We start from the raw sequence: 21492 nt of genomic DNA on the forward strand, positions 1-21492 counted from the left end.
CACCACCTAGTCGCGGTCCTCGGGTTCGTAGCGCGGGCCGAGCAGGGCGATGGCGGTCTCTACGGCGACCTCGACGAGATCGGAGACGTCCTCGCCGTCCTCCACGGCGGAGGCGATGAGTTCACGGTAGCCGCCGTAGAGGATGGTGGCGGTTCTGCGAGTCGCTCGATGCACGCCCGGTGCGCCGAATTCCGGTGTGGCGGTGAGGTTCTGGATCAGGCCGACGAACGCGTCGGCGGCCTCGCGGTGCAGTCGCCGCGCGTCCTCACCGAGCGCCGGGGTGTCACGGATCCAGGCGAGGGTGATCGTCCGGTCGGTCTTCGACGCGTCGATCCACGCCTCGATGGCCTGGCGGACCTGCGTTCGCCAGGGCGCGCGAGGATCGACGGCGTCGTAGATCCGCTGAATGGTCTCGTTGTTCCGTTCGGTCAGCAGCGCGATGAAACAGTCCTGCTTGCTGGTGAAGTGCTCGTAGAAGGTGCGCCGCGAGGTGCGCGCGGCCCGGACCACGTCGGCCACCGTGGCGTCGCGGTATCCGCGCTCGCGAATCGCCTCCGCCATCGCGTCGAGCAGCCTGCGCCGGAAGCCGGATTCCGGCGCGGTTTCGGCGGCGGTGGTGGCGGGCTCGGCGCGGGTCACATCGACCAGATTAGTGACCGCCCGGCTCCGCGAGCACGTCGGACCCGGCGCGGTGCGGCGTCGCTCGGGCGAAGCGGAGGGTGCCGTCGTCGATCCGGCCGTGCCGCAGGGTGAGCACGTCTTGGGCGTAGTTCATGCCGAGCCGCCACGGCGCCCGCGTTCCCGCTTTCGGGAACCGGTCCAGCGAGCGCAGGACGTAACCGGCCTGGAAGTCCAGCAGCGGTCTGGCGTCCATCGCCGGGTCGGGCACCGGCACGCAGTGGTCGTAGCCGTGCGCGTCCATATGGCGCAACAGCCGACAGACGTATTCGGCGACCAGATCGGCCTTCAACGTCCACGAGGCGTTCGTGTAGCCGATGGTGAACGCGAAATTCGGCACCCCGCCGAGCATCATGCCTTTGTAGGCCATGGTCTGCGGCAACGGGACCTCCCGCCCGTCGACGGAGAGCCGGATGCCCCCGAGCGCGAGCAATCGCAGACCCGTCGCGGTCACCACGATGTCGGCCTCGATCTCCGTGCCGGAGGCCAGCCGCAGCCCGCGTTCGGTGAACCGGTCGATCCGGTCGGTGACCACCGACGCGCTCCCGTCGCCGATCACCCGGAACAGATCGGCGTCCGGAACCAGGCACAGCCGTTGGTCCCAGGGGCCGTAGCTGGGGTTGAAGTGGACGTCCACGTCGTAGCCAGCGGGCAGATGCTTGATCGTCTGCTCGCGGATGAACTTGCGCATCATCGCGGGCCGCCGCCGGCTGAGCTGGTAGATGAGCGTGCTGATGAGCACGTTCTTCCACCGGGTGACGGCGTAGGCGCGGCGCGGACCGAGCAGCGCGCGCAAGCGGGTGGCCACGGCGTCCACGGTCGGGGCGGGCAGGATATAGCTGGGCGAACGCTGCAGCATGGTGACGTGGGCGGCCTCCCGTGCCAGGGCCGGGACCAGCGTCACCGCCGTGGCGCCGCTGCCGATCACGACGACGCGCCGACCCGCGTGATCGAGGTCGTCGGGCCAGTGCTGCGGGTGCACCACCCGGCCGCCGAAATCCTCGACACCGTCGAACTCGGGGGTGTAGCCGCGGTCGTAGTGGTAGTAGCCGCCGCAGACGTACAGGTACGAGCACGTCATGGTGACCGTCGCGCCCGCGTGCTCTACGGTGAGGGTCCAGCGCGCCGTCCCGCTGTCCCAGGACGCGTCGACGACCTTGTGCCCGAAGCGGATTCGCCGATCGATGCCCGCCTCGGTCGCGGTCGCGCGCACGTAGTCGAGTATCGCAGGTCCGTCGGCGATCGCCTTGGCGTCGGTCCACGGCCGGAACCGGTAGCCGAGGGTGTGCATGTCCGAATCCGATCGCACGCCCGGATAGCGGAACAGGTCCCAGGTGCCGCCGATCGCCTCGCGCGCCTCCAGCACGAGGTAGGTCCGGTCGGGGAGAGCCGTCTGCAGGTGGTGGGCGGCGCCGATGCCGGACAGGCCCGCGCCGACGATCACCACGTCGAGATGTTCGGTCATGCCAGCGCCTCGCTCCGGCCCCTGGCCCGCAGCCGACGCTCCAGCATCGCGATCACGGCGTAGTAGTGGGTGGGCGTGATCCGTGCCAGCGCGTCGATGAGGTAGGCGTCCGGCCCGACCAAGATCCGCGCCTTGCCCTGTTCGACGCCTCGGGCGATGATGTCGGCGGCCTTCTCGGGCGACGTGAGGGTGGCCGCTTCGAACTCGGTCGCCAGCTGCTCCTTGCTGCGCCCGAGGCCTTCGGGATCCTTGCGCACCCTGGCATTTCGCGCGATGTTGGTGGTGATGCCGCCGGGGTGCACGTTCACCGCTGAGACGCCGGTGCCCCGAAGTTCTTGGCGCAGCGCGTCGGTGAAGCCGCGAACGGCGAATTTCGCGGCGCAGTAGGCGCTTTGGTTCGGCATGCCGACCAATCCGAACACGCTCGACATATTGACGATCACGCCGCTGTCCTGCTCGACGAGCAGCGGCAGGAAGGCGCGCGTGCCGTTGACCACCCCGTCGAAGTTGATCTGGCGCAACCACTCGTCGTCCTCGGCGTTCGCGTCGAGCACCGACGCGGACACCGCGACCCCCGCGTTGTTGAACACTGCCGCCAAGGGCGCGGTCAGCCAGGCCCGCACCTCGTCGGCGAACGCGCGCTGATCGGCCGCGTCGCGAACGTCGAGCACGCGGGTGAGCACGGGACCGGAGAGCGATGCGGCGGTCTCCTTCAGTCCCGCCGCGTCGATGTCGGCGATGGCGACCGGCGACCCCCGGCGGGAAAGATGCTGGGCGAGTGCGCGTCCGATGCCGGAGGCGGCGCCGGTGATCATCGCCGGGTGACCGGACAGGGGTCTAGCGGTTCGAGGCATCGGTGCTCCTGGTTACTGCGGTGCGAATGTGTTCGTCGATGAGGTCGGCGAGTGTCGGCCAGATGCCTTCGGGCAGGTCGTGACCCAAGCCGGTGAGCGTGCGCAGGCGCGCGCCCGCGATGGCGCGGGCGGTGACGGCGCCGCCGGTGGGCGCCACCATCAGATCGCGATCGCCGTGCAGCACCAGCGTCGGCGCGGTCACCGCGCGGAGTTCTCGAGTTCGGTCGCCGGACTTCAAGATTCCCGCGAGCTGGCGGCCGACGCCCGCCGCGGGCCGCGGGTCGCGATCCCACACGAGCGCCGCCGCCGCGCGCACGGCGGCCTCGTCGAACGGATAGCCCGCGGACCCGATGTGCCGGTACATGCGGACGGCGGCGTCCACGTGCTCGGCGCGGGTGCGCGGTGGTCTGCCGAACATGCGCCGCCACGTCGAGAGCGCGGGGCGGCCGACGCGCGGCGCACCGGTCGTGGACATGAGGGAGATCAGCGAGGCGACCCGCTCGGGATAACGCGCGGCGACGGTCTGCGCGACCATGCCGCCCATCGACATGCCGACCAGGTGTACGGAGCCGAGATCGAGCGCGTCGAGCAAGCCGACGGTGTCGGCGGCCAGATCGCCCAGCTCGTATTGCTCGGGATGCCACCGCTTGCGCAGGAAGTCGAGCGGACCCGGCGGTGGGAAGGTCAGATGCGTCGACTCGCCGACATCGCGATTGTCGAAGCGCAGCACCGGATGACCGCGTTCGGTGAGCAGGCGGCACAGGCCGTCGGGCCAGATGTGCAGCTGCTGGCCGAGTCCGGCGGTCAGGACGATCGGCGTCCCTTCCGAGTCGCCGAGCCGCTGGTAGGCGAGGTGGACGCCGCGACCGACGTCGACGCGACCCTCGATCATGCCGTCACCTCAGCGGCCTGCGTGTCGGCCGGGACCGCGGGGCGCGGCGGTCGCCTGCGCACGACCGCCCGGCCCTTCTTGGCGGGCACCAGCGCCACACCGCGGAAGTGCGCGCGCTCGTCCGGCGCGGTGGTCGTCTCCAGCGTGAAATCCCTGAGAAGCGTGCGCAATACGACGTTCATCTCCATCGTGGCGAAGGCCGCGCCGATGCAGCGGCGCGAACCGCCGCCGAACGGGATCCAGGTGAAGGTGCCCGGTCGCACCCCGAGGAACCGGTCGGGGTCGAAGGTGCGAGCTCTTGGGAAGAGCTCCTCGTTGTCGTGCATGAGCCGAATGCTCACCAGCACGTTCTGCCCTTTGGGCAGCGTCCAGCGTCCCAGTGTCATCGACTCGGCACGCACCTTGCGCGCGGTCGCGTCGATCACCGGCCGCACGCGCTGCACCTCGAGCAGTGTCGCTTCGCGCAGCTCCGAGCCGCCCGCGTCGACCTCGGCGACCAAGCGCCGCAAGATCTCCGGATGCCTGCGCAACCGCTCGACGGTCCAGGCCAGCGTCGTCGCGGTGGTCTCGTGCCCGGCGGTGAGCAGGGTGAGCAGTTCGTCGGCGATCTCGCCGTGCGTCATCGCGGAGCCGTCGTCGTAGCGGGCCTGCAACATCATCGACAGCACGTCGTCGCGATCACCCAGATCGGGGTCGGCGGCGGCGCGGGCGATGAGTCGCGCGACGATCTCGTCGTAGTGCTCGCGGTGCGCGGCGAATCTGGCCCATGGCCCGTAGCGGCCGAGGAACTTCCGCGGCACGGGCAAGGCCGCCAACGCCGATCCGACGAGAACCAGCCGGGGGAGCAGGACGCGCAGCTCCTCGAACTCCCGGCCTTCCGCGCCGAACACCGCGCGCAGGATCACGTTCAGGGTGATCCGCATCATCGAGTCCATCGTCGCGAACTCGACGCCCGAGGGCCAGGTCGCCAGCTCCCGCTCGGTTTCCTCTTCGATGAGCGCTTCGTACACCGCGAGCCGCTTGCCGTGGAAGGGCGGAGTGAGCAGCTTGCGCTGCTTGCGGTGTTCGGCCCCGCTCAATGCGAAAAGCGAACCGGGACCGAGGAATTGGCCGAGGTTGACATCCAGGTTGTCCGCGACGTCGCTGCCCGCGGTGAACAGCGCCTTGACCTCGGCGGGTTCGGAGATCACCACGGTGCGACCGAATCTGGGCATATAGACCGTGAACGCGGAGCCGTACTTGCGGCGCCAGTGCCGCCAAGCGCGGGTCCGGCCTGCCACGATCGCGAGGCTCTGGACGAGCGGTGGCGTGGAGGGTCCTTCGGGCAGTGTCACGGTGCTCATGCGCCATCTCCCAGCGTGGTACTTCGGCGTACCATTTGCACGGTACGCGCATGTACCAGCCTGTGGCAAGGGTCACATCGGTGCTCACCGTGCCCGACACGGCGTCGGCGGCACCTCGAATCGAAAATCAGCCCTGGCCGATGCTGACGACAGCGCCGGTGCGGGCGTCCACGTCGACCTCGACCTCCGAACCGTTGGCGCGGACCAGTTCGATCTGCCAGATCAGCAACCCGTCCCGGTTGGTGTCCAGCTCCATCTCGACCAGCTTCGCGCCGGGCTCGCGCTCCGCCGCGGCTTCCAGTGCGCGACCGGCGTCGAATGTCGCGGACTCGACCTTGGCCACGTCGTCGCTGGGCTCGTCGGACCGGCTCTGGGCGACGACTTGTTCGCCGAGTTGGTCGACGAGCACCTTCACCTCGTTGCCGTCGGAGGCCACTTTGACGTCGAAGACCTGTTTGCCGTTGCTGGTCTCGATCTCCACGTCGAAGGCGCGGCCGTTCGGCACGGCGTCGGCCGCGGTCCGCAGCGCGCGCTGCGCCGCCGAGATCGAGGCGGTCTCGGCGGAGCCCTGGCTCGCGGAATCCTGCGTGGTCGGGGTGGCCGGGGTCGCGATCGGAGTCGTCGGAGTGGTCGGGCTCGCGGTCGCGCCGGTATCGCTGTCGTTGTCACCGCATCCGGTGAGTCCGAGCGCGCACACCGCGACTCCCGCTCCCGCGATGATCTGTCGCCACTGACGCATCCCGCACCTCCCGGTCCACACGACCCGCTCGTTGTCGCCCGCGTACCCAGCGAAGGCGGCATCAAACGGGCGTCCGCGCTCCGGAGACGATGACCGGAGGCCGGTTCCGGACGGCGCGTCGCTGACGAATAGGACGGACTCCGGTGGGCACCATTGCTGGTATGGGAGATCCGAGGTCGGAGCTGACTTATGTGGTCGAGATCTCGCTACCGGGCCGATTGGAGGAACGGTGGTGGCGGGTCAGCAATTCCGGCACGCCCGCGCAGACGGCGGCGGCGCTGTCGGAGTTGGCGACGCGGATCTACCGTGATCTGCTCGGGCCGGGCGCGGGCGGTCTGCACCGAGGTCGGTGCTGGTATCACTGCCTGGTGTGCGGGCCGGACGGCACGGTGCTCGACGAGGTCGAGGGTTTGGTGCAGGCGTTCCTGCTGTCCGGGGAGTTGCGGACGGTGTCGGCGACGATCACCGCGCGGGCGCGCCGCCTGCGCGCCCAGCGGCGCGACGTCGGCTGACGCGCCGATCACCGCGCGAGTCGAGGAACCGGCACGGGCTCCCCATTCGGTTCCGGAGCATCGGCCGCAGTGGCCACCCACCCCGCGACCACGGCCATCCCGCTCGGGCGGTGGACGGCGAGGAAGCCGAACGGCCGGTCGAAGTCCACCTCCAACACGGTGGTGTGGCGCTGCTCGGGCAGGGCGGGCGGCCCGCCTGGCGCCACCATGAACGCGGTGACGGCCGCGGCCTCGAACCCCTCGCGATCGAACTTGGCGAGCACGTCCTGGGCGCCCTCCGCGATCGCCAGTGGCGCGGGCGACATTCGCGGGAAATGTCCGCTGCCCTTGTCGCTCGCCGCGCGCAAGCCGAACAGGGCGGCCTGCTTCATGAGGTCGTGCTCGGAGCGAATCGCGAAGGGCGGCAGGCGAACCTCGAGGCGGTCGCGCTGTTCGTAGCCGAACACCTGACGCGCGGTCAACCCCGGCGCGACGGGCCCCGGCTCGAGCCCGGTGCGGTAGGGCACCGACCCGCCGAGCGCGGCCAACCCGGTGGCGAGGACCTCGGCGGGACTGTCGGAGCCGATGAGCAGATGCACGTCGAGATCGGCCTTCCCGGCCACGACCAGCCGTGTCACCGGCCGTTCGTCGTCCAGCACGGCCACCTTGCGCAGGTCGTGGTCGGTGCGGGTGAGCGCGACGAGTCGGCGGCCCCGCCACGGACCGGCTTGCGGTGACATGACGGTGTCGCGGAACGGCAAGCGCCAGCTCGTTTTGGCGGCCAGCGCGGTGGCCAGGACCAGCAGCGTGTCGGAGGTGACGTTCAGCGGAAAGCGTTCGATCAAGCCGTTGGTGTGCCGCCGCGCCCACTCGTCCAGCTCGGGCTGACCGGTCAGCAGGTCGACCGTGCCGACCGGCAGCGCGGCCAGCCACTCGTCGCGCAGCGGAAGGTCTCGACGGACCCAGATACCCAGCGCCGCGGACAGGTCGACGGCGTCGGCGAGGATGTCGAGCGTCCGCAGTGCCGCCTGCAGCGCCGTGTCGGCGGGCAGGCCGATGGCGGCTTCCAGTTCCGATCGCGCGGGTTCGTCGGCGGCGTCGGCCAGCAGTGCGAGCAGTGGCCAGAGCCCGGCTCCGGAGACGACGAAATCGCCCTCGCCCGCGGCGGCGCACCACCGTGCGGTCAAATCGTTGACGGCGCCGACGTGTGGCGTCGAAAAGGTCTGCACCGCACCACGATACCGATTTCTCGCGGAGTCCCGTACGCGTCGCCTCGCGCCCGACCCAAGCGGCTCGTCGGGCGTCGCCGCAACTGCGCGCGACGGTCCGATGATCGCCGACCGCACCCGTTCGCCGACAGCGCGTCATATGCTGCCCGCGATCGCCGGGAAAAAAAGTTCGGCGCCGATGTCGATCCGTGGCGATCCCCGTTCGACCTATGGGCGAGAGGGTCCACGAGGGACCCGCACAGCACAGGGAGACAGACCATGAAGTACATGCTGATCATGCGCGCCACCGACGAGGCCTACAAGGCGATGGGCGAGATCGACTTCGACAAGATGCTCGAGACCATGGGGCGGTTCAACGACGAGCTGATCCGCGCGGGCGTGCTGCTGGCCGCGGAGGGCCTCGAGGACGCCGCCGAAGGCGTTGTCGTCGACCACTCCTCGGAGACGCCCGTGGTCACCGACGGCCCCTACGGCGAGACGAAGGAACTGTTCGGCGGCTTCTACATCCTCAACGTGGCGTCGAAGGAAGAGGCCATCGAGTGGGCCAAGCGGTTGCCGATCACCGGCCCCGGCTTCAAGACCGAGATTCGCCGTGTCCCGACGATCGACGAGTTCCCGCAGGACAACGTGTGGATCCAGAAGGAGCGGGCGTGGCGCGAAGCCACCGGCCAGCTCTGAGCGGGCCGACCGGCGATGGTCGACCACACCGGCCGTGAGGCCGTCGCCGCCGTCTGGCGGATCGAGTCCGCGCGGATCGTCGGCGCGCTCGCGCGCTACACCGGCGATTTCGCGCTGGCCGAGGACCTCGCCCAGGAGGCGCTGGCCGAAGCGCTGGTGACCTGGCCGCGCGAGGGCGTGCCGCGCAACCCCGCCGGATGGTTACTCACTGTCGGCAGACGTCGCGCCATCGACGCGTTCCGCAGGCGTTCCGCCCTCGACCAGAGGTACGCCGCCCTGGCCGGTGAGCTGGGCGAGGGCGGCGCCGCCTCGGGCGGCGCGCCCGCCGAGCAGGCCGGGGACGTGCTCTGGGACCCGGACCAGATCGATGACGACGTACTCGCGCTGATGTTCATCTCCTGCCACGAGGTGCTGCCGCGGGAGGCGCGAATAGCGCTCACGCTGCGGGTGGTCGGCGGTCTCACCAGCGACGAGATCGCCAAGGCGTTCCTCGTCCCGACCGCGACCGTGCAGGCGAGGATCACCAGGGCGAAGAAGACCCTGGCTGCCGCGCGAGTGCCGTTCGCGTTGCCCTCGGCCGAGGAGCGGCGCGCGCGGCTCGGATCGGTGCTCAGCGTGATCTACGTGATCTTCACCGAAGGGTCGACGGCCAGTTCCGGCGACGATCTGATCCGGCTCGACCTGGCGAGCGAGGCGCAGCGCCTCGCGCGGGTGCTCGCCAGGCTGGTGCCGAACGAACCCGAGACGCACGGCCTGCTCGCGCTGCTCGAACTGACCGCGGCGCGGTTCCCCGCCCGCACCGGCCCCGACGGGCAGCCGGTGCTGCTCGAGCACCAGGACCGCCGTCGCTGGGACCACGGCGCGATCCGGCGCGGCCGCGCCGCCCTAGCCCGTGCGGAGCGGCTCGGCCGCGGCCTCGGCGCCTACGGGTTGCAGGCGGCGATCGCGGAATGCCATGCCGTCGCGCCGTCGGTGAACGAAACGGATTGGGAACGTATCGTTCTCGTCTACGAGGCGCTCGGCAGACTCGCGCCGTCCCCGGTGGTCGACCTCAACCGGGCGGTCGCGGTCGCCATGGCGCAGGGGCCCGCCGCGGCGCTGCCGATCGTGGACGAACTGGTAGCCGCTGGGGCACTGGCGAATTCGCACCTGCTGCCGAGCGTGCGCGGCGAACTGCTCACGCGGCTCGGTCGGGCGGACGAGGCCCGCGACGAACTGAAGCGCGCGGTGCGGCTGTGCGCCAACGAACGGGAACGGTCGGTGCTGGAAGACAAACTCGCCGCCCTGGGGTGAACGAATTCCCGACGGGCGCGGCGGGATTCACTCCGGCAGCGGCGGCAGTTCCAGATTCGCGCGGAACGTGTCGCCGACGTAGTCGGTGCCGACGATGCCGCGGCGGCGCAGCTCGGGCAGCAGTCCGTTGCGGAGGAAGTCGCTGGTGCGCGGGTCGTCCAGGCCGCCGAGGGCGACGACGTCGAGGACGCCCGCGTCGTAGCGTTCCGCGATGGCGTCGGCGAGCTGCTCGGGGGTGCCCGCCGCGGCCCAGTGACCGGTGTCCTTGGCGGCGAGGATCAACTCCCGCAACGTCTTTCCGGACCTGGCGAAGCCGGTGAAGATCTCGACGCGTCCGCGTCGGCGGTGCACCGCGCCGACGTCGGGCAGCAGCCGCTCGGGGATCGGTTTGTCGAGCGGAAGCTCGGACAGGTCGATATCACCGCCGAGCATGTCGGCCAAGGCGATTCGCCCCGCCTCGAAGTCGGTGGCCTCTTCCCGCTCCTGGACCGCAGCGCGCGCCTCGGCGTCGGTGGCGCCGTAGGTGGCGTGGAAGGAGCTCATGACGAGCGGAAGCCCCTCCGCGCGACCGAGTTCGGCGGCGCGGGCCCGGATCCGCTTGGTGTAGGTGACGGCGTCTTCCAAGGTGGGTAACGAAGTGAAGACCACCTCCGCGAAGCGGGCGCCGAGCTCGACGCCGCCCTCGGATTGACCGGCCTGGAACTGCACCGGCCGTCGCTGCGGCAGCGGCGGAATGTTCAGCGGACCGCGCACGGTGAAGTACCGGCCCGCGTGGTCGACCGGTCGCACGAGTTCGGGACGCAGCACCGCGCCGCCGCGGCCGTCGGGAGTCAGCGCCCCCGGCGCCCAGCTGTCGAACAGGGCGTTGACCACCGCGAGCGATTCGGCCGCCCGCGCGTACCGTTCCTCCGGGCTCGGCAGCTCCTGGTCGCCGTAGTTCTCCTCGCCCACCGAGGAGGTCACCGCGTTCCATGCGGCGCGCCCGTTGCTGACGTGGTCGAGGGTGCCGAACAGGCGGGCCAGGTTGTACGGGTGGTGGAAGGTGGTCGTCACCGTCGCGATCAACCCGACGTGCGAGGTCACCGCCGCCAGCGCGGACACGAAGATCAGCGGTTCCTGCGCGCCGATCGCGCCCTGCGCGCCGAAGCTGAGCAGGTCCGCGGCGAACAGCGCGTCGAACTTCTCGGCCTCCGCGAGCTTCGCGATCTCGACCGCCTGCGCCAGCGTGGACCGTCGCGGATCCACCGCCGCGGCGTACACCTCGGGCGAGCCACTGACCCCGGTGACGAGTTTCAAAGGCCGTCGTCCGCGCACGCTCATGGGTCCGACGCTATTGTCGCGCACGCGCACGGGCACGGGTTCCGCTCATCGAGAGTCCAACCACCGCAACATAATCGGGTGTGTCAGTGCGGTCCCCGGTCGATGAGCGCGAACGCCTCGGCGCGCGTGCAGATCTCGGGCAGCTGGCGCAGCCACCAGGTGGCTCCGGCCCGCTCGTAGGCGTCGCGTTCCTTGTCGCGCTCCGGCAGGACGGCGATGGCCACCTCGTAGCCGGTGAGGTCGGTGCGGTAGTCCGCGATCACCGCGAGCATCTCGGTGAGTTCGCCGGGCGACGCTTCCGGGCACAGACCGTCGTAGCGCGCGGCCCGGCGCAGAGGCGCGCCGCGCACGGACTGCGCCGCCACCCAGATCGGAATGCGGGGGCGCCGCACCGGACGGGGCAGGAAACGCAGATCGTCGACGCGGTAGCGGGGACCGTCGTGCCGGATCTCGTCGCCGCTCCACAGCGCGGTGATCACGTGCAAACTTTCGTCGAGCAGCCGGGCCCGCTCGCGCGGCTCGGTGGCCTCACCGAGCTTGCTCAATTCGCCACCGGTATCCGCACCCGAGCCGACGCCGAGCACGAACCGGGCGTCGCTGAGCTGATCGAGCGCCACGGCCTGCCGGGCGACGTCGTGCGGCCGCCGCCGCGACAACGGCGTGACCCGCGGCCCGATCGTCACGCGACGGGTCGCCAGAGCCATGGCGGCCAGCGCGATCCACGCGTCGCACACCGCGAGTCCCGGCCGGTGCGGACGCACCACGTGATCCCAGACGAAGACGCCGTCGAACCCGGCCTGCTCCGCCTCCGCCGCGAGATCGGCCAGCACCCGCGGGTCGGCGAGCTCACCGAACGGCGGCAGATACACCCCGCACCGAAGGCTCATGGCGCCAGCATAGGCACCGGCGACCGCGCCGATCTCACCCGAAACGTGTGAAGCGCCGTGGCGTCGGCGGACTTAGCGTCGACCACGGCGGCGCATCGAAGAGCGGAGGAGCGCGCATGGCTGGACACCCGACCGCGATCGCGGGGGAGGTCGTCGCGAGTTGACCGAAGGCGGGCCAGGGGAGAAGCGATCGCCTCGAACCGGACAGCCGCGGAACGCCGAACCACCGGCAGGGACCGCGGGAGCCTGGGCGATCCCGCGCGGCCTCATCGTGCTGCTGGCCGCGGCGAGCGCCGTAGGCGCGATCGCGGGCATCAAGATCTTCGCGAGCATTCTCGCCCCGGTCTTCCTCGCGCTGATGCTGACCATCGCCGTCCAGCCCCTCCAGTCCTGGGCGCGGCGGCGTGGCTGGCGGCCCTGGGCCGGAATGATCGTGGCACTCATCGCTGTCTGGTCGATCCTGATCGTGCTGATCGGCGCGTTGGTGGTGTCGGCAGCGCAGCTGGCCACCGAACTGCCCAACTACACCGACCGGGTCGACGAGCTGCTGGACGGCGTACGCCGCGCGCTGGCCGACGCCGGGGTGAGCCCCGAGGAGATTCAGAACCTGCTGAGCTCGGTCGACATCGGCAAACTCGTCGAAGTGCTGGAGTCGGCACTGCGCGGTCTGCTCGCCGTCTTCTCCAACCTGTTCTTCGTACTCGCGTTACTGGTGTTCATGACGCTGGACGGCATGGCCATCGGCGCGAAGATGGCGGTCGTCGAGCGCGTCCGGCCCGAGATCGCCTACGCCATCGAGGCCTTCGCGCAGGGGACGAGGAAATATCTGATCGTCTCGACGGTGTTCGGTCTCATCGTCGCGGTGTTCGACGGCATCGGACTGTGGTTGCTCGGCGTGCCGCTACCGATCCTGTGGGCGCTGCTGTCGTTCATCACGAACTACATCCCGAACATCGGATTCATCGTCGGGTTGGTGCCGCCCGCGCTGCTCGCCCTGCTCGACGGCGGTGTCGGGCTGATGATCTGGGTGATCGTGCTGTACAGCGTGATCAATTTCGTCATCCAGTCGGTGATCCAGCCGAAGTTCGTCGGCGACGCCGTGGGGTTGAGCGTGACGGTGACGTTCCTGTCGCTGGTGTTCTGGTCCTGGGTGCTCGGCCCGCTCGGCGCGCTGCTGGCCATCCCGCTCACCCTGCTGGCCAAGGCCGCCCTGCTCGACATCGACCCCACCACGCGCTGGGCGAACGTGCTGATCGCCGAGAAGGCCCCCGACGTCGAGGATCCGGAAAGCGCCGAGGACCGGTCCACCTGACGTGCGATTTCACCCGCGACGTGTGACGAACAACCGGTGAAACGCCCTCAGCGTGGCCAGGATGGCCGAAGTCCTTGGCGATTTGCTTCCGCTGGCGACCGGAGTCGCGATCTCGCCGATTCCGATCATGGCCGCGATCCTCATGATCCTGTCGACCAACGCGGCGGGCGCGGGCAATGGATTCGCGATCGGATGGGTCGCGGGCATTGTGGTCGCGACATCGGTCGTCGCGCTCGCCGCGGGTTCGCTCGGCGCCTCCACCGAACGCGAGCCGTCGGCGGCTATGTCGTGGGTCAGAGTCGCCCTCGGCGTCCTGCTGCTGGTGCTCGCGGGGCAGCAGTGGCACAACCGGTTCGACACGGCGACGCCGGGCTGGATGCGGGCCATCGACCAGCTCACGATCGGGAAGGCGGCCGGGTTGGGCGCGGCACTGGCCGCCGTCAATCCGAAGAATCTCCTGCTGTGCCTGTCGGCGGGGGTCGCGATCGGCTCCAGCGGTCTCGGGTCGGGGGAGAAGGTGGTGGCCGTTGTCGTCTTCACCGTGCTCGCCGCCGCGAGCGTGCTTGTCGTGGTGCTCGGCTACGCCCTCGCCGCCGATCGGCTGCGCGGCGTGCTCGACGACACGCGCGTCTGGCTGCAATCCAACAACCACGCCGTGATGGCGATCGTGCTGCTGATCATGGGCGCCCTCGTGCTCGGGAAAGGCATCGGCGGAGTATGAGGGCGGCGAAGTCGGTTACGAAGAGCTGGCCGGTTTTCGAGGACCGATGAGATCGGGCGGCGGCTCAATCCTTCGCGACGCGGAAGCCGAGGTTGCCCGTCGAGGAGACCGGTTCGCTGCCCTGACGCGCGGAGACGCGGTACCGGCGGCAGTAGGAGAGGTGGCAGAGGTAGGAACCGCCGCGCATGACGCGTCCGGCTCCCCTGGTGGGTCCGGTCGGGTTCTCGCTCGGGCTGTGCCGGTAGTAGCCGGGGGCGAACCAGTCGGCGCACCACTCCCACACGTTGCCGGTGACGTTGTGCAGGCCGAAGTCGTTGGGCGCGAACGCGTCGACCGGCATGGTGCCCAGATGCGCTCCGGGGTCTGTGCGCGGGAAGCGGCCGTGGAAGACGTTCATCCTGTGCTCCCCGCCGGGCTCGAGGTCCGGTCCCCAGGGAAACGGATCGGCGGACCCGGCGCGCGCGGCGTACTCCCACTCGGCCTCCGTCGGCAGGCGCGTGCCCGACCACACGCAGAAGGCCTGGGCGTCGTCCCAGGAGGCGTGGACCACCGGGTGGTCCCCAATGTCATCGATGCCCGAATCCGGCCCGAAGGGGTGCCGCCAGTCCGCGCCCTCCACCTGCCGCCACCACGGCGCGCCGACGACGCTTCGCGTCGGCGGCGCGTCCTCCGGCAGCTGACCCGCGAAGACGAACGACCAGCCGTAGCGTTCGGCGTCGGTGCGGTAGCCGGTGGCGTCGGCGAACGCCGCGAAACCGGCATTGGTGACGGTGTATTTGTCGATGGCGAACGCGTCGACGGTCACTTCGTGGCGTGGCCCTTCGCCGTCGCCCGGATAGGCCCACGCGCTGTCGTCGCCCATGAGGAACGTCCCGCCGGGGAGGGGCGCGAGCGAGGCGGGAGGACGGCCACCTTCGTGCGCGGTGGGCGTGGCGGTCTCGGTCGACCGTCGAGCGGTCGGTGCGCAGCAGCCCGCGGTCTGGTTGTCGAAGCGGTGTTCCATGGCCGTCCTCTCCCGCTTTTCTGCGGACCAGACCGTCCCGTCACACTGTCGCGGGTCGGCGGCCGAGCCATGGAAGGCCGGTCCACACCGGGCGGAATCAGGTGAATCCCGTCGAAACAGCAACGTCGCCAGGATAGTAGCTCGGAGTGCGCTGCATAGGCGTATGCCGACGCTGTGCAGCAGGTTCTGGCGCGGTACCGCGAGAGCTGACCTTCGACACGACAGCACCCCGGGATGGTTGTCCCGAGGCGCTGCCGTTCCCTACCCGGCCCGAGTGTCCCTTCCGATGACCAAGTGGTAGCTGTGTTCGCGCACCGGCGAATCGGTCAGACGGCGGCGAAACCGGTGCGCAAGTCGGCGAGGATGTCGTCGATGTGCTCGATGCCGACGGCGAGCCGGACCAGGCCCGGGGTGACGCCAGCGGAGAGCTGCTCCTCGGGAGTCAGCTGGGAGTGGGTGGTCGAGGCCGGGTGGATCACCAGCGAGCGCACGTCGCCGATGTTGGCGACGTGGCTGTGCAACGTCAGCGCCTCCACGAAGCGCTTGCCCGCGTCCACTCCGCCCGCCAGTTCGAAGCCGACCACCGCGCCGACGCCCTTCGGCGCGAGCGCGCGGCCCCGCTCGTACCACGGCGAGGAGGGCAGACCCGCGTACGACACCGAGGTGACTTCGGGGCGCGCCACCACGAATTCGGCTACGGCTCGGGCGTTCTGGACGTGCCGTTCCACGCGCAAGCTCAGCGTCTCCAGCCCCTGGCTGATGAGGAACGCGTTGAACGGCGAGATGGCCGCGCCGAGATCGCGCAGCAGCTGCACGCGGGCTTTCAGCGCGTAGGCGGGCGCGCCGAGGTCGGCGTAGCGGACGCCGTGGTAGCTGGGGTCGGGTTCGGTGAAGCCGGGGAATCGGCCGCCGGTCCAGTCGAACGTGCCGCCGTCCACGATCACGCCGCCGATGGCCGTGCCGTGACCGCCGAGGTACTTGGTGGCCGAGTGCACCACGATGTCGGCGCCGTGCGCGAGCGGCTGAATCAGGTACGGCGTCGCGACCGTGTTGTCGACGATCAACGGGACGCCAGCGCCGTGCGCGACCACCGCGACGCCGGGGATGTCGAGGATGTGGTTCTGCGGGTTGGAGATCGTCTCGCCGTAGAGCGCCTTGGTGTTCGGCCGGATCGCCGCACGCCACTGGTCGAGATCGTCCGGATCCTCCACGAAGGACACCTCGATGCCGAGCTTGGGCAACGAGTACCGGAAGAGGTTGTACGTGCCGCCGTACAGGCGCGGGCTGGACACGATGTGGTCGCCCGCCGAGGCCAGGTTCAGGATCGCGAAGGTCTCCGCGGCCTGCCCGGAGGCCAGCAGCAGTGCGGCGACACCGCCTTCCAACGCCGCGATGCGCTGCTCCACCGCGTCCTGGGTCGGGTTCATGATGCGGGTGTAGATGTTGCCCGCTTCGGACAATCCGAACAGCGCGGCCGCGTGCTCGGTGTCGCGGAACGTGTACGAGGTGGTCTGGTAGATCGGCAGCGCCCGCGCGTTGGTCGTGCCGTCGGGCACCTGGCCGACGTGGATCTGCTTGGTTTCGAAGCTCCACGCCTGGGTGGGGTCGGCGGGCTGCGGGGATGCGGTCATCGAGTGCTCCAATGCGAGAAGGTCCGAATGCGGGCGGAAGGTCAGGCGGTGATGAGCGTGGTCTCGACCGGGGTCGGCGCGGTCGAGAGATCCAGGACCGGGCAGTGCGCGTCCACGGCTCGCTGGAGTTCGGCACCGCGTTCGGCGGTCTGCGGCCCGGTGCTGCGGACCGTGACGCGCACGGCCTGGAAGCCGCCGACCGTTCCTTCCGGCACACCCGACGCACGAAAGACCACCCGCGAGTCCTGCGCGACCGCCCGCGCGGTGGCTTCTTTGATGTCGTTCGACGACGTGCTCACATTCGCTGTCACGGCTACCGACGGTAGGAACCGGCCCGCGTCGTGGCGAGAGTTACATTCCCCGTGAGCTGAAAGGTAGCTGCCGGCGCTTCGCCGCGCCTTGCGCACGTCGTCGGCGAGTTGCCTTGCGAGCCAGGCGCTTTGCCGCAGCGCTCAGCGGTGCCCGCCGTGATCGTGGGAGCAGGTGTCGGTGCGACGACCGTCCGCGCCGGTGGCCGCCTGCCCCGCGCCGTGACCTTCCAGAGCCGCGAACGGCCCGCACTGGTGGGCGGTGATCCAGACATGGACCATCGGATTGCCCGCGCCGGGGTTGACCGAGTTGGGCGGGCAGTTGCCCTGGGCGTCGGTGACCCCGGCGACCTGCGGACCGTTGTCGCCCGCCCGCCAGCAGAGGTTGTCGTGGACGTGCCACTGCATCAGCGGCCCGCCGTAATCCACCAGCTCGGGGTCGTCGATCTTCTTCCCCTTGGCGATGTACATCGCCGAGACCAGGGTTCGATCGGCGCCGTCGACCCGGTAGACCAGCGACTCCGGGTAGGCGGCGTCGAGGAATCGGTCGTCGCGGATGTAGCCGGTGTTGATGTAGTGCTCGTAACCGGTGGCCGAGTCGCCGATGGAGCGGAAGCCCAGTGCGCCGATGGAATCGACGTCGGCGAACGCGGGCAGCTGGTCGAGGGTGCTGCGAATCAGGGCGGTCGCGCGCTGCTCCTGCGCGGCGGTCACGCCCGGCACGCCGGACACGTCGATCGGGGTCGCCGGATCCCACGGCCGCGGCCATGCGGCGCCTGTTCCGTGGTCGTGGTCGCTGTGCTCGCCGCCCGCGGCATGGGTGTGGTCGCCCTCGCCGTGGCTGTGCACGTGTCCGGCGCCGCCGAGCATCGCCGCGACGGCTAGGACACCGGCCAGACCGGCGGCGGTCGCGGTGGTTACCGCGGGCAATGTCGTCCCGGGGCGAACCAGGGCGACGGCCGCACCGGCGATCGCGAGCACCCCCAGCGCCGCGCACGTGCTGTCGAGGAACTGCGGCGCCTCCGCCGTGCCGAGACCGTCAGGCCACGGCAGCCCCGCGAACCGGGTGTACCCCCAGATCCCCACCGCGACGAGATTCACCCCGATCACCGTGAGCGGCACGGCCTTTCGCGCGCTCACCGACGCCAGCAGCCCGGCCGCGCACTGTGCCGCCGCCAGCACGACCATCAGCCGGGCGAGGGTGGCGTGCTCGGTGTGCAGTCCCGCGGCGAACAGGTGCAACGCACCCGCCCCGACCGACGCCACACCACCGAGCAGCAGGAATCCGTTCCGCCCACCAGCCATGCGCCTCTCCTCTCGTATTCCGCGGATGCTACTGCGCCGGATCGCGTTCTGGCTCCGAGAACTCGTGAGAGAACTCTGTGGTTTCCGAGCCTAGGCCGGGGAGGTTGCAGAACGTGGACTGCAGGCAGGGGCTTCCGGAGTGGGTGGTGACTGTCGATCGAATCGGTGCCGTCCTGTCGCGAAGGGGCGGCACCCGGGAGATGCCCGGATGCCGCCCCTGTCGGGAACAGGTTGGTGCTCAGTGCTGCAATGCTCGCACCTTGTCCTCGTTCCGATCGACCGTCGCTTCGGTGACCGGGGGAGTGTCCTCCGCGTTCGCACGCATCGGATCCAACGCCGGATCGATGTCGATCGTGTTGCGCAGCGGGCGATTCGGCAGCAGTGCGGTGGCGATCAGCGCGACGGCCGTCGCCAGCGCGGCGATCAGGAAGATGCGGCCGGTCGCGTCGCCGTAGGAGGTGCGCACGATCGTCGCGACGGGTCCGGGCAGCGCGTCGAGATTCAGGTTGCTGCCGCCGGAGGCGCCGGTGTGGATGCCCAGCTTGGCGAATCCCTCCGTGGACAGCTCGCTCACCCTGGTGGCCAGCACCGAACCCAGAACCGAGACGCCGATCGCACCGCCGAAGGTGCGGAATAACGCGACACTGCTGGACGCCGCGCCGATGTTCTGCACGCTCACCGTGTTCTGCACGGCGAGAACGAGATTCTGCATCATCATGCCGACGCCGAGACCGACGATGACGGTGTACGCGCCCACCAGCCACAGGTTCGTCGCGTGGTCGATGGTCGACAGCAGCGCGAACCCGACCACGAGCAGCGCGCCGCCCGCGACCACGAACCGCTTCCACTTGCCGAAGCGGGTGATCAGCTGTCCGGAGCCGACCGAGGCGATGAGCATGCCGATGACGAGCGGGATGCTCAGCACGCCCGCCGCGGTCGGTGAATAGCCGCGCGCCGTCTGGAAGTACTGGCCGAGGAAGGTAGTCGCGCCGAACATGCCGACACCGACCGCGATCGACGCGAGGATCGCCAGGCCGGTCGTGCGTTCGGTGACGATCGGCAGCGGGATGATCGGCGACTTCGCGCGGGCCTCCACCCACACGGTCGCCACGAGCAGCAGCACGCCCGCGCCGACATACAGCGCCGACTCCCGCGAGACCCACTCGTAGTAGCCCGCCTTGCCCGCGAACGACACCCAGATCAGCAGCACCGAGACGCCAGCTGTGAGCAGCGCGGCACCGAGCCAGTCGATCGAGACGTCCGTTTTGCGTTCGGTGGGCAGCCGCAGGGTCCGGTGCAGCAGCACCAGGGCGATCACGGCCAGCGGCACGCAGACGAAGAAGCACCAGCGCCAGCCGAGCGGGCTGTCGACGATGACGCCGCCGAGGATCGGGCCGCCGGACATCGACACCGCCATCACCGCGCCCATGTAGCCGGAGTACCTGCCGCGTTCGCGCGGCGCGACGATGGTGCCGATGATCGCGACGGCCAGCGCCGTCAGTCCGCCCATGCCGACGCCCTGGATCACCCTGGCGACCAGTAGCAGCGCCACATTGTGGGCGAATCCGGCGATGATCGAGCCGATCACGAAGATGACGATCGCCGACTGCACGAGCAGCTTCTTGTTGAACAGGTCGGAGAACTTGCCCCAGATCGGGGTGGATGCCGCGTTGGCCAGCAGGGCCGTGGTGATGACCCACGCGTATGCCGTCTGCGATCCCTCGAGATCGCCGATGATCGTGGGCAGCGCGGTGGCGACGATCGTGGTGCTCAGCAGAGCGGTGAACAGCGCGGCCAGCAGGCCGGTCATCGCCTCGAGGACCTCGCGATGGGTCATGGCGGCCGGATCGCGCCGCACGGGCGTCTCGACTGAACTAGACATCTGCTCCCTGACTCTCCTTCGAAACCGGCTGGGGGTGCGCCGTTCCCGCGTGCTGCGCGTGCGCGGCGAGCGAATTCCTGAGCTTGCGTACCGACTCGCAGGCCTGCTCGGCGTCGTCCTCGCTCCAGTCAGCGAGAGCGGTTTGCAGGCCGCGCGCCCGCGACGTCCGCACCCGGCCGAGCAGTTCGCGCCCCTCGTCGGTGACCTGGATGAGGGTGGCCCTGCCGTCGCTCGGGTCGGCGTGGCGGCTGATGTAGCCCGCTCCGACCAGCTCGGTGACGTGCCTGCTCAGCGCGGACGCACTGATGCACAGGTCCACGGCCAGGTCGACCTGGCGGCAGAGCCCCTTCGATTCGAGCGTGCCGAGCACGCCGATGCCGCCGGGTAGTAGTTGCCCTTCTTCCGGATGGAGTAGGGCGATCCGGATGGCCCTGCCGATGAGGTAGAGCTCCTTGATCAGGCTTTGCGCCGTATCGGGTGATACCGGCATGTTCGCTCCCCGCACGAGAAAGTTTGCTTGCAGTCAGCAACTATATTTCATTTGCTTGAGCTAAGCAACTAAATCTGTGACTTCGGGCCGGTGGGGGAGCCGGGCTACGGTGGGTACCGCACTCGTGCACCGATCGACCCTCGGGAGGCGTCTTGCGCACCATCGCCCGCGTACTGCTCGTTCTGCTGGCTCTCGCGTGCGGCATGCCGCCGACGCTGCCCGCGGCGGTGGGGGCGCCGAACATAGACGACGTCAGCGCGCGCAAGATCGATGAGCTGCTGACCTTGCGCGCGACTGTGCCCGGGGCGACCAAGGGGGAGCTGATCGAGTTGCTGTCTAGTCGCTTCCTCGGCACGCCGTATCAGGCGAACATGCTGGTCGGCTCCGCGACCCAACCGGAGCAGCTGGTCGTCGATCTGCGGCGGGTGGATTGCTTCACCTATCTCGACTACGTGGAGGCGCTGACCAGATCCGTCGATCGCGACCAGTTCGTGGCGAACCTGATCGAAACCCGCTACGCGGGTGGGCAAGTCGACTTCCGCAACCGCAAGCACTTCTTCACCGATTGGGCGCACACGCCGAGAATCGCCGCAGCCGACATCACCGCGACCCTGACTTCCGCCGCGGTCACCGTCGGCAAGCAGCTCAACGCGAAAGGCGATGGGGGGACGTATCTTCCCGGGTTGCCGGTAGTCGCCCGCGACATCACCTACATTCCGAGCGCGGCGGTGGACGAGCACGTCATCGGACAGCTCCGCACCGGCGACTACATCGGCGCGTACGCCGACCAGCCCGGTTTGGACGTCACCCATGTCGGCATCTTCGTGATGACGCCGAACGGTCCGGTCTTCCGGAACGCGTCCTCGCTCGCCGCGAACAACCAAGTGGTGGATTCACCGTTGATCGATTACGTGCGGTCTACGCCGGGAATCGTGGTGCTCCGGCCGCAGTGACGTTCGGCGACTCCGCCG

Annotated in this window: 20 protein-coding genes and 1 pseudogene; 6 read left to right on the plus strand and 15 right to left on the minus strand. The window is 69.7% G+C overall.

Annotated features, from left to right (window positions below; all coding sequences use genetic code 11):
- Nucleotides 1-6: 6 nt before the first annotated feature.
- From AB0H49_RS07805 to AB0H49_RS07830, 6 genes are all read right to left on the minus strand, one after another.
- Nucleotides 7-639, minus strand: coding sequence for a TetR/AcrR family transcriptional regulator (locus tag AB0H49_RS07805; protein ID WP_357248512.1), 633 nt, complete (start codon nt 637-639; stop codon nt 7-9).
- Nucleotides 640-649: 10 nt separating this feature from the next.
- Nucleotides 650-2143, minus strand: a complete 1494-nt coding sequence (locus tag AB0H49_RS07810) for an NAD(P)/FAD-dependent oxidoreductase (RefSeq protein ID WP_357248515.1) — start codon at nt 2141-2143, stop codon at nt 650-652.
- Entirely contained in the window at nt 2140-2997 is an 858-nt protein-coding gene (locus AB0H49_RS07815; RefSeq protein WP_357248519.1) for an SDR family NAD(P)-dependent oxidoreductase, read from the minus strand. The genes AB0H49_RS07810 and AB0H49_RS07815 overlap by 4 nt, the downstream gene beginning before the upstream one ends.
- Nucleotides 2981-3889: an alpha/beta hydrolase gene (locus AB0H49_RS07820; RefSeq protein ID WP_357248522.1), complete on the minus strand. Its 909-nt coding sequence runs from the start codon at nt 3887-3889 to the stop codon at nt 2981-2983. The genes AB0H49_RS07815 and AB0H49_RS07820 overlap by 17 nt, the downstream gene beginning before the upstream one ends.
- Nucleotides 3886-5232, minus strand: coding sequence for a cytochrome P450 (locus AB0H49_RS07825; protein WP_355002318.1), 1347 nt, complete (start codon nt 5230-5232; stop codon nt 3886-3888). The genes AB0H49_RS07820 and AB0H49_RS07825 overlap by 4 nt, the downstream gene beginning before the upstream one ends.
- Before the next feature lie 127 nt (nt 5233-5359).
- Nucleotides 5360-5971 carry a PepSY domain-containing protein gene (locus AB0H49_RS07830; RefSeq protein WP_357248527.1) on the minus strand — a complete coding sequence of 204 codons (612 nt, stop codon included), beginning with the start codon at nt 5969-5971 and terminating at the stop codon, nt 5360-5362.
- A 161-nt stretch (nt 5972-6132) separates the two neighbouring features.
- On the opposite strand from AB0H49_RS07830, the gene AB0H49_RS07835 reads away from it, so the two are divergent.
- On the plus strand, nt 6133-6483 hold the full coding sequence (locus AB0H49_RS07835; protein WP_357248530.1) for a hypothetical protein: 351 nt from the start codon (nt 6133-6135) through the stop codon (nt 6481-6483).
- A gap of 8 nt (nt 6484-6491) precedes the next feature.
- Here the strand turns inward: AB0H49_RS07835 and AB0H49_RS07840 are convergent, their stop codons facing one another.
- Nucleotides 6492-7691, minus strand: a complete 1200-nt coding sequence (locus tag AB0H49_RS07840; protein WP_357248533.1) for a serpin family protein — start codon at nt 7689-7691, stop codon at nt 6492-6494.
- Nucleotides 7692-7949: 258 nt separating this feature from the next.
- On the opposite strand from AB0H49_RS07840, the gene AB0H49_RS07845 reads away from it, so the two are divergent.
- Together AB0H49_RS07845 and AB0H49_RS07850 are read left to right on the plus strand one after the other, a co-directional pair.
- Entirely contained in the window at nt 7950-8369 is a 420-nt protein-coding gene (locus AB0H49_RS07845) for a YciI family protein (protein ID WP_355002322.1), read from the plus strand.
- A 15-nt stretch (nt 8370-8384) separates the two neighbouring features.
- On the plus strand, nt 8385-9662 hold the full coding sequence (locus AB0H49_RS07850) for a sigma-70 family RNA polymerase sigma factor (RefSeq protein ID WP_357248536.1): 1278 nt from the start codon (nt 8385-8387) through the stop codon (nt 9660-9662).
- 27 nt (nt 9663-9689) lie between these two features.
- Here AB0H49_RS07850 and AB0H49_RS07855 read toward each other — a convergent pair whose 3' ends face one another.
- Both AB0H49_RS07855 and AB0H49_RS07860 read right to left on the minus strand, forming a co-directional pair.
- Complete coding sequence (locus AB0H49_RS07855) at nt 9690-10982, minus strand: NtaA/DmoA family FMN-dependent monooxygenase (RefSeq protein WP_357248539.1); 1293 nt, start codon at nt 10980-10982, stop codon at nt 9690-9692.
- Nucleotides 10983-11065: 83 nt separating this feature from the next.
- Nucleotides 11066-11869, minus strand: coding sequence for an LLM class flavin-dependent oxidoreductase (locus tag AB0H49_RS07860; RefSeq protein ID WP_357248542.1), 804 nt, complete (start codon nt 11867-11869; stop codon nt 11066-11068).
- Between the two features lie 253 nt (nt 11870-12122).
- Between AB0H49_RS07860 and AB0H49_RS07865 the strand changes: the two genes are divergently transcribed.
- Together AB0H49_RS07865 and AB0H49_RS07870 are read left to right on the plus strand one after the other, a co-directional pair.
- Nucleotides 12123-13181: an AI-2E family transporter gene (locus AB0H49_RS07865; RefSeq protein ID WP_355002656.1), complete on the plus strand. Its 1059-nt coding sequence runs from the start codon at nt 12123-12125 to the stop codon at nt 13179-13181.
- Between the two features lie 61 nt (nt 13182-13242).
- Complete coding sequence (locus AB0H49_RS07870) at nt 13243-13902, plus strand: GAP family protein (protein ID WP_357248545.1); 660 nt, start codon at nt 13243-13245, stop codon at nt 13900-13902.
- 64 nt (nt 13903-13966) lie between these two features.
- Here AB0H49_RS07870 and AB0H49_RS07875 read toward each other — a convergent pair whose 3' ends face one another.
- The 6 genes and pseudogenes from AB0H49_RS07875 to AB0H49_RS07900 form a co-directional block, all read right to left on the minus strand.
- Entirely contained in the window at nt 13967-14905 is a 939-nt protein-coding gene (locus tag AB0H49_RS07875) for a formylglycine-generating enzyme family protein (RefSeq protein ID WP_357248548.1), read from the minus strand.
- 326 nt (nt 14906-15231) lie between these two features.
- Entirely contained in the window at nt 15232-16536 is a 1305-nt protein-coding gene (locus AB0H49_RS07880) for a bifunctional o-acetylhomoserine/o-acetylserine sulfhydrylase (RefSeq protein ID WP_357248551.1), read from the minus strand.
- 41 nt (nt 16537-16577) lie between these two features.
- Nucleotides 16578-16730 (minus strand): annotated as a pseudogene (locus tag AB0H49_RS07885) (OsmC family peroxiredoxin); the annotation flags it as partial.
- Between the two features lie 258 nt (nt 16731-16988).
- Entirely contained in the window at nt 16989-18149 is a 1161-nt protein-coding gene (locus tag AB0H49_RS07890; protein WP_357248553.1) for a hypothetical protein, read from the minus strand.
- A gap of 238 nt (nt 18150-18387) precedes the next feature.
- Complete coding sequence (locus tag AB0H49_RS07895) at nt 18388-20031, minus strand: MDR family MFS transporter (RefSeq protein WP_357248556.1); 1644 nt, start codon at nt 20029-20031, stop codon at nt 18388-18390.
- Nucleotides 20024-20521, minus strand: coding sequence for a MarR family transcriptional regulator (locus AB0H49_RS07900; protein ID WP_357248560.1), 498 nt, complete (start codon nt 20519-20521; stop codon nt 20024-20026). The genes AB0H49_RS07895 and AB0H49_RS07900 overlap by 8 nt, the downstream gene beginning before the upstream one ends.
- 152 nt (nt 20522-20673) lie before the next feature.
- Between AB0H49_RS07900 and AB0H49_RS07905 the strand changes: the two genes are divergently transcribed.
- Nucleotides 20674-21474, plus strand: coding sequence for a DUF1460 domain-containing protein (locus AB0H49_RS07905; protein ID WP_357248563.1), 801 nt, complete (start codon nt 20674-20676; stop codon nt 21472-21474).
- Nucleotides 21475-21492: the final 18 nt, after the last annotated feature.

The organism is Nocardia sp. NPDC050713 (genome assembly GCF_040654315.1).
Taxonomy (GTDB): domain Bacteria; phylum Actinomycetota; class Actinomycetes; order Mycobacteriales; family Mycobacteriaceae; genus Nocardia.